The organism is Corynebacterium curieae (genome assembly GCF_027570035.1).
Taxonomy (GTDB): domain Bacteria; phylum Actinomycetota; class Actinomycetes; order Mycobacteriales; family Mycobacteriaceae; genus Corynebacterium; species Corynebacterium curieae.
Genome location: NZ_JAKMUU010000001.1, coordinates 19,668 through 31,554 on the forward strand (window position 1 = coordinate 19,668; position 11,887 = coordinate 31,554).

Sequence of the window (11,887 nt, forward strand, 5' to 3'; positions counted from 1 at the left end):
CTACCTCGAATTAGAATTGCTGCCTATGTCGACACTTCCCGCTCCATCAGATCCGCGGTGGTTGCTGAAAACTGTCTTCTCTCGTCCCCGGCTGACCTTGCCAGCGGCAGTGTGCATGGTAGTATCGTTCCTGCTAAATGGTTCTACACCGGTCATCGTTGGGCATGCCCTCGATGAGGCGGTGGCGCAAGGTTCTCCACAGCGCTTGTGGTTTTGGGTTTCGGTATTGGTGGCCGCTTTTGGTCTCAATGCCATAGCGGCGTGGTGGGGGCGCGGGCTAAATTCGCGGGGCATGTTAGAGGTTGGACACGATGTACGCATGGCCATTGCGGACAGGATTCTAGACCCACGTGGTATCGCCGGTAGTCGCCGTAGCGCTGGAGAGCTGGTAGCTATCGCTTCCACGGATGCACAGCGTATTCAAAATGCAGTGATGATGACGGTCTTTCCTGTGGCAGAGATTAGCGCCATTGTCTATGTTGCGGTAATGGCTAGCCGGGTCAACCTCGCCTTGGGCGCTGCCATTCTTTGCGGCGGGCCATTGGTGGTGTGGGGCTCTTTGCAGGCAGCGAAACCACTGCGCGCGCGTTCGGGTATTCGCCAGGCGGCGTTAGCAAAGGCCAGTGCGATGGCCACCGATGTAGTTCAGGGCTTGCGAATCTTGAAAGGGCTAGGCGCAGTGACCACGGTTAGCAAACGCTATGCCGCGGTTTCCGACGCCGCCTTCGAACGCACCATTGCAGCTAATGCGGCCCAGGCTCGCCTTAACGCTATAACGGAAATTCTCGGCTCGGTCTACGTCATTGCCGTGGGCATCGGAGCGGGTTTTATGGCGCTGCATTCCATAATCAGCATGGGCGAATTGATTACCGTGATTGGCCTGACACAGTTCATCATCACGCCGATGACCATGCTCGGCCGCAATATCGCCTCGCGTTGGGCGGCAGCGAAGGCGAGTGCTGAGCGCATTAGGGCAGTACTTGCTGCCCCCGGGGTGGACGCGGAGGAGCCGCAGCTTCCAGCGCTAGCGGCTGGCGTGAACGTACTAGGTGAGCCCGCCCCTGCGGATCTGGAATTTCTACCACGCGAGCGCTTCCTTGTTGCTCCCCATGAAACAATTCTCTTTGAAGGTTCCGTGGGAGACAATATCCATCCGGATGACAGGATTGCGCAAAACGCCCTCTATGTTGCCGCTGGGGAGGATATACCGGGCGGGCTCGGCCGCGAGGTTGGAGAAGCCGGGCGGAACCTGTCTGGTGGTCAACAACAGCGCGTGGCACTTGCGCGAGCAATTGCAGCAAACCCAGAGGTCTTGGTTCTAGCAGATCCAACTACCGCCGTGGACTCGGTAACTGAGCACACTATTGCCCAGCGGATAGCAGAATATCGGGGTAGCAAGACAACGCTCGTCTATACCACCTCACCGGCCTGGGGTGCTGTGGGGGTCAGGTTATAATGCGGTTTCCCACAGCTTCTTGGTCCCAAACGCGCACGGTAGTAGGCCAGCAGCTTTCCCACATCCCGCGTGCATGGTCTCAGGCTTTTGTAGCTTTAGCCTTGCTGACTGCTGGTGCATGCGCCAATGTAGCCATACCCATTTTGCTAGGAAAGGTTATTGACACGGTCATCGTTGGCGGCGCTATAACACCCGTTGCGATCTCGTTGGTGCTCATGGCCGCAGTCTCCGCGTTGCTCTCCGCGTCAGGGTTTTATATTCTCTCCCGGCTTACGGAGCGAGTAATTGCCAACCTGCGCGAGGACATGGTTGCTACTGCTCTTCGCTTGCCCACTCACCGCGTAGAAGAAGCCGGCACCGGAGATCTGGTGTCACGGTCTACCGATGACGTTGCAGAGCTTTCTGCGGCTGTAACTGACAGCCTACCTGTGCTGGCAAAATCGCTATTCGCTGTCGTGGGCACTGGGCTAGCGTTAGTGAGCCTGAATTGGCAATATGTGATGGTCGTAGCGGCTGTCACGCCGCTGTATTTCTTTGCCGCCCGCCGCTACCTACACCGTGCACCACAGCGCTATACAGATGAGCGTGCATCCATGGCAGAGCGTGCGCGTCGGCTTCTCGAGTCCATACGTGGGCGAAAAACAGTGCGGGCTTTCCGCTTGGAAGAGTACATGCATGGTCGGATCGAGCGCGCCTCCCAGGCGGTAGTAGACAATGGATACGCAGCGCGAAGAACGATGATGGTCTTGCAGCTGTGGATGACCGGCATCGAGCTGGTAATGCTCATCATTGGGCTCGTGGTCAGCTTCTGGGCTGTAAGATCGCAAGTGCTTAGCGTAGGCACCGTTACTGCCGCGATGCTGCTACTTATACGATTGCGGGGCCCGCTTATGGGCTTGATGCGGGTCATTGACACTGTACAGTCCGGCTATGCCTCGCTGTCGCGCATTGTTGGAGTCGTCATCGATCCACCTCGGGCAGTGCCTGCCAGCGGAGCCCCAACGCCACGCGGTGTGGCCGAGATGCGGGATGTGAGCTTTAGCTACGACGATGGTGGCTGGGCCGTACAAGACGTCAGCCTCGAATTGCCAGCCGGGCACACAGTGGCTTTGGTAGGCGCCTCCGGCGCGGGAAAGACCACCGTTGCTGCACTAATGGCAGGATTGCGCGTCCCTGAGGAGGGGAAGGTTACGGTTGATGGGGTAGAGGTATCTGCCCTTTCGGACACTGAGCGCGTGGCGCGATTAGCGATGGTTACCCAAGAGGTACACGTCTTTTCAGGCACCCTCCGCGCGGACCTCTCTTTGGCTGCCCCACAGGCTAACGACGAACAAATGCTCCAGGCGCTCGAGCGCGTGGGAGCGCGGTGGTATGCGCAATTGGAAGAGGGCCTAGATACGGTCATTGGCTCGCAAGGTATCCAGTTAGATCCTGTGGCGTCCCAGCAACTCGCGCTGGCACGAATTTTGCTTTTGGATCCGAAACTCGTCATTATGGATGAGGCCACTGCTGAGGCAGGTTCTGTGGGAGCCGAAGCCTTAGAACAGGCCGCTACTGAAGTCACCTGTGGGCGAACCGCGTTGGTCGTGGCGCACCGGCTCGACCAAGCGGCGCGGGCGGATAGGATCGTGGTGATGGATAATGGCCGCGTGGTTGAACAAGGAAGTCACCACGAACTGCTAGATTATGGTGGCCGTTATAAGCAATTGTGGGCCGCATGGCAGAAGGGACGACAAAGATGAACGCGAGGTCACTACGGGCCGTGCTTGGTGCGGTAGCTGTGTGTTTCCTTGCGTTTGCTGGCAGCTCGTGTTCTAGCGAATCAGCAGATTCCCCGAACCCGGCAGATTCCACTGACACCGTTAACCTAGGAATTCCCACCTCCGCACCGTTGAGCGGCCCTGAGCCGGGTTCCTATAGCACTATCAACCTGCCATCAGGGCGTTCCTTTATCCTCAGCGTGCCAAAAGACTATTCCGGAGATAAAAAATGGCCGATCGTTCTCGCCTTTCATGGGTGGGGGCAATCTGCCGAAAATCTCCGCGGTTATTCGCGTCTCGATGCCGCTGATGCCATCACCATTTTCCCAGAAGGTAAGAAAAAGGCGTGGAGCCCTGCACCGTATGCCAAGACCTCAACAACGGAAGACAAAAAATTCGTTCGCGAAATAGTTGACGCCGTTCGCGCTACCTATCGGGTAGATGACGCCCGAATTTTTGCGACCGGCATGTCTAATGGCGGCGGATTCGCTGCCTATCTGGCCTGCCAAATGCCCGATACATTTAAATCCGTTGCTACCGTATCGGCCGCCTATTATGAAGACATTTTGAAAAACTGTGCGCATTCTCCCGTAGGGCGGTTGGATATGCATGGCACGGTAGACCCCGTGGTGGGCTATTACGGAGGCACTCGCCATAAGACTAAATACTATTCCGTGGAGTCTGTGCTGGAGCAGGATCGCAAACGTAACCGTTGCTCCACGAAGGTCAATACATCCCGCCTAGTAAATAATGCGCTCGACATGAAGTGGAGCGGATGCACCGCGCCGCTCGAGCACATTCGTATTGCAGGCGGGTCCCACGTGTGGCCGGGCGGCACCGCAGATGCGCACAACGAGGTAGGCAAGTTCTTTGCTACCGATCGCGTCCTTGACTTCTTCGGAATTCCAGGACGCCCCACCGGTACCGCGCAGACCTAATACTGCTTAAAGACGTGAAATTCGGAACCCGGAACCATTCGTACCCTTTCGATGCAGATATCTGCCACCGTCGAAAAACCGGCGCGATAAGCAGCGCTGCGGGGAGAGGTTGGCTCCGGAATCTGGACTAAATGGAAAGACCGCGAACCACCATCCTCCTTGTTGAGCTCCAATACCGCCTGTGCAGTAGTCCCAGAACCAGCAAAGAAATCCAATACTCGGGCATTTTTAGGCCCTGCAATGGAAATGAGGTGCTTGATGAGGCGTACCGGTTTAGGGAAATCAAAAATTCCCTCTAGACCCATGACTTCTTCAGCATCGCGCCTCCCTGTGCGCGTAACGCCAAAGCGTTCCCCATCCAGAATGGAGCGTGGGCGGGCACCGACTTTTTGATAGTTCTTGGTGTAGACAAATCCGCGGCGGAATACCAGCTCATCGTAGTGCGTCGCCACCTTTTCTTTGCCCCACCGCCAACGTGCAACATGGTTCTTTCCTGGCGGTTGGTCGGGCCAGTATTGCGTTCCATCTGGTCCGGAGATGGGAAAATCTAGGGAAGGAAGGTAGCCCAGTGTTTTGGAATCTAGGCGTACAAGGGAGTATTTCCCTTTCTCATCTTCATGGTTGTACTTCGTGGTGGTATGGCCTTGGGAATCAATATTGAAGCCCGGATTGTCTAGAGTGCGGGCATAGCACAGGATGTATTCGTGCTCTACTACAGCATATTTGGAATCGTTCTTTCCGGTTCCAGCTTTTTTCCAAATCAACTGGCCGGCAAAGCAACCTTCCCCAAAGACTTCATCGAGCACTTTACGGGTATTGGCTACCTCGTCCTCGCCGATGGAGACAAGGATGAAGCCTTCGGTAGACAGCACCTCACGGGCCAAGATGAGGCGTGGAAGCAGCATCGATAGCCATTCTGAGTGCCATTCTGCGTAGCTGCCAGAGCGCATCTGACGGCGCAACCGGTAGTTATCACGGTAGACAAAGTCCTTGCCAGTGTTATACGGCGGATCGATATAGAGGACGTCGAAGAGCTCCCCTTGAGCTACCAGCTCCTGCAGGGCGGGGAGATTATCTGCTACGAAGATGGCATTGCGGGTGTCAGTAGTTGTACTAAGGGCCGAATCTCGTGTGAAGCTGCGAGGAATGGGGGCGGTTGCAGCAGCGCGGGCGGCTTCCTTTCCCGGCCAAACTAGGCCAAAAAACTCCGTGTCGTTCGCCTCGTCGGGCGTGGATGACGGATGATCAGGAGTCATAGAGCGAAGCCTTTGCTATGAAGTAGGTAATACGGTCTAACGCTATCATCTGGACGGATAAGCAATCCGTTTCATCTACTTGGTGATGAGGATGCACAAGAGGTTGAGTGAATCTAGCATTGGTGGGGGTGATCCGCTCTTGCAAGTAGTGCACTCCAAGATTTGCGCCCAAGATTATTTGGTCTATCAAGCTTGAAGAATTTTCGGTGGCACGTTCACGCAATTGTAGGTACGTTGGGGTGTGTTGCCGGACACGGCAGCGGTTAGATAAAGCTAGAACTAGAAGAAAGGATAACCACATGGGTATCTTCGATAAGGCAAAGGACGCACTGAATTCCGACAAGGGCGAAGAGCTCAGCGATAAGGGCTTGGACAAGGCCGCTGACGCAGCTAAGGGCAAGCTGGGTGACGATAAGGCAGACCAGATTGATAAGGCCCGCGATGCTGCTGACGACAAGATCGGCAACGAGTAAATTGCTCCACCCACTTAATCGGGTGAAAATTTAATAGCAACTGTGGCCCCTCGTCGAGCTAGACGCGGGGCCACAGTTATGCAAAATCTGTCCGCTAGTTGCTGGGATTGGCCTATGACTCCGCTCTCACCTTTTTGTGGGTGAAAAGAAGCCAATAACGATCTACTCTAAGCATTTCTATATGGAATCGCTAGGATGACATTTGTGAACAATCTTGAAGGCACCGTTTCCCACTCGGGCTCCACTAAGCAGCGTTTGCTAGAGCACAGTGCTCGAATTTTGGCCAAAGGTGGACGCGAGACCTTGCAGGTTTGTAATGTTGCGGAACAAATTGATGTGCCCATTGATGAGGCTAAATCCTACTTTGAGGATGACCAGGACCTCTATATTCAAACTAGCCGGTTCTTAGATGAGCGGATTAGAATAGCAACGTTTGAAGCACTAGATAAGTTGCCGGAAGATGTTTCGCCGATTGGGAAAATGCGCGAATCGGCCCGCGTTTACTTCAATCTCGCGATCGACAACCCAGCCTATTTTGCGGCATACAATAACTGCGAAACGGCAACGAGCTTTCCCAATTTCGAGGACGGAATTGAGCAGGCCAAAAGCTTCGATGCCTTTCCACCTATTTTCCGCTGGCTCCTTGCACACATGCGGGAAGCAGCTATAGCTGCACGCGGTAGTTTTGACCACCGCCTAGTTGTCATCCAATCCTTGACATTCCTGTCTGAACTGCAGGGAATTACCCACCTCGCCACTTTCGGCATTATGCGTCACCTTTCGCCTGCGGCAAAAAAGCAGACCTTCAATGCGTGCATGGAAACAATGTTTTCTGGGCTGGAGGTGAGCCTGCGCAAAGGAGAAATTATCAGCTATGAGCCGCAAGCCCGCGTAGGGGAGCAGCCGGTACCGGTGACCACTGCGGCCAAGGATATGCCAAAGGACACGTCGGCAGATAAGCGCGCGGCCATCTTCCGCGGTGCAGCCGAGGAAATTGCTAATAATGGTCTGCCAAGCTTGCACCTTGGTTCCGCTGCCGCACGAGCAGGCGTTTCCATCGCGGATGCTGAGCATCTTTTTGATGGTGATACTCACTTTGTCCGGTCCTTGGAGGAATCTTTGGATGAGGCAAATACGCGGGCGATCATGCGGCAAAATGCAGCAGTTCCTGAAGGCTCGCACGGGCTCGCCTATATCAAAGCCACTGGTTTCGGATACTTGGAGTTTGCGCTTGCGGATCCCGTCGGTTTTGTAGCGCTCATAGAGGTATCGAGCCGTTCGATCGTCCCAGTTTCGTTCGATGATTCTGGTGATAGCGAACAGCCCTTTGATATGGGCAAGGCATTTAGCTTCATCATGAATTTGGTGCGGGATGCCATCTCTGAGTCCAATGGGCCGCGTTCGTCGTGGATCCTCTTTACCCAAATCGCAGCGCTGTGGGCCTCAATTCACGGGCTGTCGCAGCTAAGCACAGTTGGCGCATTGCGCTACCACTCGGCTGACTTTTATTTCGACCTAGCGTCTAAAGTCATGGATATAGTCATTCAGGGAATGGTCAACGTTCTTGAACTCGAGACTACGTAGAAGAACCTCAACTTAGGAAAAGACGCTTTACTAAATCCACCCATGGGTTTGCGCGGTGGTCGCTGCCTCATAGCGATTGCCAGCACCGGTCTTTGATATGAGGGAAGATACGATATTGCGCACGGTGCCATTGCTAAGGTGGATTTTGTTGGCTATTAGACGAGAGCCAGCGCCATCCAAAATGAGTTGTGCTACCTCTTGTTCGCGGGGGTTGAGCGGGTTATCGGGAATAAAAACTGTCTCTTGAGCGAGTGCGGGATCAATCACCTTGAGCCCCGAGTGGACCCGCCGTATAGCTTCGGCTAGTTGTTCCGGCGGGGTGTCTTTGACTACGAACCCTGCTACGCCGGACTCTAGCGCACGTTTAACGTATCCGCCGCGGCCAAACGTCGTGACAATAAGGCTGCGGCAGGCGGTTCCGGCAAGTTCTGCCGCAGCGTCTAGCCCATTCTTTCCGGGCATTTCTATATCCAACAGCGCCACATCAACGCAATGCTTGGCGACGAGCCCCGCAACCTCGATGCCCGTTGCGCACTCAGCTACAACGGCAATGTCCGGTTCTGTCTCTAGGAGAGCTTTAAGCGCCCCGCGTACCAATGATTGGTCCTCCGCAATGAGAACACGGATACTATCAGTCAATGTGCGGGCCTCCGGCAGGTTCGAGAGGGAGAAAGTTTTCCTCGCCATTCATAGTAACCAAGGCTATTGTGCAGCTATTTCTGCGCGCGAAGAGGAGCTGACCCCCAGCATCGTTGACGCGTTGGCGAAGACCAGCAATCCCACCTTGGGAATGTGGAAGGCTTTTATCAGCATCAAACCCACAGCCGTCGTCTGCTACCTGCAGTTGGTGATCCGTTACGCTGACCCAGCAGTGCGTGGCGCCCGAATGCCGCACCACGTTAGTGGTTAGCTCGCGTAGGGCCCAAGAAAATACGGCGTCGTAAAGCCCGGCGGCCGTCGTTGTTGAAGGCAAGTATGCCGCAATACCAGCGGTTTCGAGAGCTCTTTGGGCAGCGTGGATTTCTCCTTCAAAGGTGGGCATGCGCATGCGCGTGACCGTAGAGCGAACCTCCGCCAAACTCTTTCGGGAAAGATCACTGACCTCCTGCAGCTCGCGCTTAGCCCGCTGCGGATCCGAATCCACTTGTCGACGCGCCAGCTCCGATTTGAGGTTGATAACGGTCAGAGAGTGCCCTAGGAGATCGTGCACATCCCGGGCTATGGCTTCACGTTGGCGAGCCAATTCCAGTTCGTGTTCTAGCTCAGTGCGGCTGTCTTCGCGCTGGGAAAATGTACCTAGCAGCACGAGGAGAATCGGCCACGCGAAAAGGATGATCGAGGCCCATCCTATGTTCTCAGGTGCGAAATACCAGCAGATTGCCGCCAGCATTGCACCAGTCAGCAGGGTAAGTGTCAGAGCGCGGCGTAGCGAAAGATTAAACCCGAGCAGCGCCGCAAGATAGGGCACGAAGGTGGTGGCCAATATTCCTAGGAAAGGAATGGAAAGCGCCGCTATCGAGGCAAGGACGATCCAGCGAAGTGCTACACGCTGTTCCGGGCACCATCCGCGCGGAAAATAGCCTATAGAGCCGAAAGCGAAAAAGTAGAAGCCGCCAAAAGCTAGGACACAGGCAGTGGCCCCGATTTGATCTACCAGCCCGAAGCCCGGCGCGAAGTAGATTGCAACAAGATTCGGAATTAGGAAAATTAACCACACGCTTGCGAAAAGCGCGTTATTTAGGACAAAGCTGCGGCCAGGATACCGAGGTTTAGCCATTAACTGCGCGCCTTGTCGCGAGTGCGCAGCAGCAGGCAAGCGGTTAGGAAGATTGTCGTCCATACTGCGAAGTTTAGCCATGCGGCCCAGAGCGGGTGTACAACTATGCCTTCGTCGCCGTTGAGAAACTGCATGCCCTCCGCTAGAGGCCATTGAGCTAGCACGACTGGCCCAAAAAGGGGAGTAAAGCGGCCCCATTCCATTAGCGGCTCGGTAAGCGGAGTGAACACATTCGCGGCGAAGAGGAAAAGGACAACAGAAGTCGAGGCGATCGCAACAGAATTGTCGGTGGGCAGAGCCATTGCCCACACCAAGCCATAGAAGCCAAAGGGAATGGAAACTAGGAGGCAGGCAATGAAACTTTGCGCCCATTGTTGTGGCTGCATCGTCGCTTGCGTCGCGGCGCCGGTGATAAACACCGCGGTGATGGGGAGCAGAGCTTGAAAGCCGATAGAGATAAGGTTTGCCCACAGCAGTTGGTGTGGGCGCATAGGGGTGAGTGCTAGTTGGCGCGCCCAGCCGGTCTTTGCATCGGTAACGGCTGAGCCAGCCGCGGAAACGGAACCAGCGACGCCGCCGTAGAGAGCCATGCTGATCACTTCTAAGGCGGCGAAGTTGCCTCCTTTAAAGGGGGTATCGCCAAAGTCCATCATGGCGCCAAAGAGAAGGTAGAAAAACACCGGCAAGATGGTGCTGAAAAAGAGCGGGGTAAGGTTACGTCGCAGGCGCAGCAGATTATGGGCGGCAAACCGCAGGGTACGTGTACTAGTCGAGGTAATTTTTACGGACATGGGATCTTCCTTTCGCGAAGCACCAATGGAGCTGGGTAATTAAGACTGGGGTGCTGTCAAAGCTAGAAATGCATCCTCTAAGGAGTGGTTGCGAATAGTAAGGTCGTGAGCCGAGGTGCGGCTAAGGAGGTATCTCGCCAGTGCGTCGGAGTCACTGGTGATCATGCGGGCGTAGCCGCAGGAGTAGGAAATTTCGGATACGTTTGGTAATGCGTCCGCAGAAGGAGCTGCGCCTTTAAACTTCGTCTGGACAATGCGCTGAGCCGACTGCTCACGCAAATCCTTGGCGCTAGCATCGGCGCGTAGCTTGCCTTCATGGAGGAGAACAATCCTTTCTGCGAAATTGTCTGCTTCTTCTAGGTAGTGGGTAGCAAAGACGATGGTTCGTCCGTGCTTCGCTTGCTGGCGCATGGTGGACCAAAACTCGTGGCGAGCATTAGCATCCATTCCAGCAGTAGGCTCATCGAGCAACAGGACGTGGGGATTGCCTAGTAGCGCGAGGGCGAAGCGCACTCGCTGCTTTTCACCACCAGAGCATTTGCCCACTCGCCGGTGAAGGATCCTGTCCAGGTTGGCCTGTCTAGCTACCTCCCCGATTGTTAAGGGATGAGGAAACGTGGAGGCAATCATTTTTAAGGTGTCAAGGACCGTGAGCTCGGGGAGGAGTCCACCCGTTTGCAGTACGGCGCCGATTTCTGAAGCTTGGATGGCAGCGCGCGGCGTGCGGCCAAGCACGGAAATGCTGCCAGAGGTGGGGGTGGTGAGCCCGAGGATGAGGTCGAATAGTGTGGTTTTGCCCGCGCCATTGGTTCCTAGAAGGCCGACGATCTCGCCTTGGGCGATACTGAAAGAAATATCGCGGAGAGCATGGACGGGTTCGGAACTTCCCGTGGTGAAGGTCTTACTCACTCCTGAAACTTCTATCGCTGGCGTTTGCGTAGTCAATGGGTCCGTAGTGTTCATACCTGGAAAAGTATTCGTAGCCAGCAGGGAAGGTAAATAAGGCATGTCATTGAATTTCCATGACAAGTGTCATGGCGCGATAGGGTGGATGAATGCTTGCTACTCTCGCAGCAGCTACTGGACTATTTGTGGCCACCAAATTCGATGACATTGTGGTGTTGTCCCTCTTCTTCGCCTGTGGTGCAGGGCACAAAGACACAACGGCTGCGATTCTGATGGGACAGTACTTAGGCTTCCTAGGGATACTGGCGGCCTCTGCTGTTGTCGGCTTGGGCTTTAACGCTGTCCTACCTGAAAAGTTAATTCGCTACTTTGGGCTCATTCCATTGTTGCTGGGTCTGTGGGCAGCCTGGCAGGCATTCCGCGATGAGGACGACGATGACGACGTTTCCAGTAATAAGCTGAGCACACTGGTGGTAGCCGGGGCGACCTTTGCCAACGGAGGGGACAATATCGGTGTATACGTGCGGGTGTTTACCACCTCTACGCCGGCTGAGGTAGCGATTTATTGCGCAACCTTCCTCGTCCTCGTGGCGCCGCTGGTGTGGGCAGCACGATTTGTGGCGACGCGACCGAGTATTGCAGAAGTGCTGGAAAGGTGGGAAAGTGTGCTGTTTCCGGCGGTACTCATCTTGTTAGGTATTGCGATCTTGCTCGCAGTATGAGAAAAGCCGGCACCTTGTAGGTGCCGGCTGGAGAGTCTTTTGCGAAACTACCCACCTACCTGCAACGACCCGAACCACAGCTATGGTTTCCGTCGGTTTCCGTGGCCGGTTCCGTCGGTGCGGGGACGCGGGCTGGGGTGTGATGGTATTTTGGTTCGCCCGAGTTAGTTTCTATGTACTGTGGCAAAGCGGCGAAGCCTTGAATGGAGCGCTGAGCTAGTTTG

General features: G+C 55.2%; 11 protein-coding genes. 6 read left to right on the top strand and 5 right to left on the bottom strand.

The features are described 5' to 3' along the window. Positions 1-25 precede the first annotated feature (25 nt). From L8V01_RS00105 to L8V01_RS00115, 3 genes are read left to right on the top strand one after another with little or no spacing between them, the layout of a single operon-like run. Positions 26-1,456, top strand: a complete 1,431-nt coding sequence (locus tag L8V01_RS00105; RefSeq protein WP_269945162.1) for an ABC transporter transmembrane domain-containing protein — start codon at positions 26-28, stop codon at positions 1,454-1,456. Further along, a complete protein-coding gene (locus L8V01_RS00110) occupies positions 1,456-3,198 on the top strand; it encodes an ABC transporter ATP-binding protein (RefSeq protein ID WP_269945163.1) in 1,743 nt (580 codons plus the stop codon). Before L8V01_RS00105 ends, L8V01_RS00110 begins: the two co-directional genes overlap by 1 nt. After that, positions 3,195-4,154 carry a CE1 family esterase gene (locus tag L8V01_RS00115; protein WP_269945164.1) on the top strand — a complete coding sequence of 320 codons (960 nt, stop codon included), beginning with the start codon at positions 3,195-3,197 and terminating at the stop codon, positions 4,152-4,154. The genes L8V01_RS00110 and L8V01_RS00115 overlap by 4 nt, the downstream gene beginning before the upstream one ends. On the opposite strand, the gene L8V01_RS00120 is transcribed toward L8V01_RS00115, so the two are convergent. Continuing rightward, positions 4,151-5,410, bottom strand: coding sequence for a site-specific DNA-methyltransferase (locus L8V01_RS00120; RefSeq protein WP_269945165.1), 1,260 nt, complete (start codon positions 5,408-5,410; stop codon positions 4,151-4,153). The two genes, L8V01_RS00115 and L8V01_RS00120, sit on opposite strands and share 4 nt — an antisense overlap. Before the next feature lie 299 nt (positions 5,411-5,709). On the opposite strand from L8V01_RS00120, the gene L8V01_RS00125 reads away from it, so the two are divergent. Then, positions 5,710-5,883, top strand: coding sequence for an antitoxin (locus L8V01_RS00125; protein WP_269945166.1), 174 nt, complete (start codon positions 5,710-5,712; stop codon positions 5,881-5,883). Between the two features lie 195 nt (positions 5,884-6,078). Then, a complete protein-coding gene (locus L8V01_RS00130) occupies positions 6,079-7,467 on the top strand; it encodes a hypothetical protein (protein WP_269945167.1) in 1,389 nt (462 codons plus the stop codon). 30 nt (positions 7,468-7,497) lie between these two features. Here L8V01_RS00130 and L8V01_RS00135 read toward each other — a convergent pair whose 3' ends face one another. Genes L8V01_RS00135 through L8V01_RS00150 form a run of 4 tightly spaced genes read right to left on the bottom strand, consistent with a single transcriptional unit; the run spans position 7,498 to position 10,998 of the window. Further along, positions 7,498-8,106: a response regulator transcription factor gene (locus L8V01_RS00135; RefSeq protein WP_269945168.1), complete on the bottom strand. Its 609-nt coding sequence runs from the start codon at positions 8,104-8,106 to the stop codon at positions 7,498-7,500. After that, positions 8,099-9,307 carry a sensor histidine kinase gene (locus L8V01_RS00140; protein ID WP_338081032.1) on the bottom strand — a complete coding sequence of 403 codons (1,209 nt, stop codon included), beginning with the start codon at positions 9,305-9,307 and terminating at the stop codon, positions 8,099-8,101. Before L8V01_RS00140 ends, L8V01_RS00135 begins: the two co-directional genes overlap by 8 nt. Further along, positions 9,244-10,035, bottom strand: coding sequence for an ABC transporter permease (locus L8V01_RS00145; protein ID WP_269945169.1), 792 nt, complete (start codon positions 10,033-10,035; stop codon positions 9,244-9,246). Before L8V01_RS00145 ends, L8V01_RS00140 begins: the two co-directional genes overlap by 64 nt. A 39-nt stretch (positions 10,036-10,074) precedes the next feature. Beyond that, positions 10,075-10,998 carry an ABC transporter ATP-binding protein gene (locus tag L8V01_RS00150; RefSeq protein ID WP_269945170.1) on the bottom strand — a complete coding sequence of 308 codons (924 nt, stop codon included), beginning with the start codon at positions 10,996-10,998 and terminating at the stop codon, positions 10,075-10,077. A gap of 92 nt (positions 10,999-11,090) precedes the next feature. On the opposite strand from L8V01_RS00150, the gene L8V01_RS00155 reads away from it, so the two are divergent. Next, complete coding sequence (locus tag L8V01_RS00155) at positions 11,091-11,663, top strand: cadmium resistance transporter (RefSeq protein ID WP_269945171.1); 573 nt, start codon at positions 11,091-11,093, stop codon at positions 11,661-11,663. The last annotated feature ends 224 nt before the right edge of the window (positions 11,664-11,887 follow it).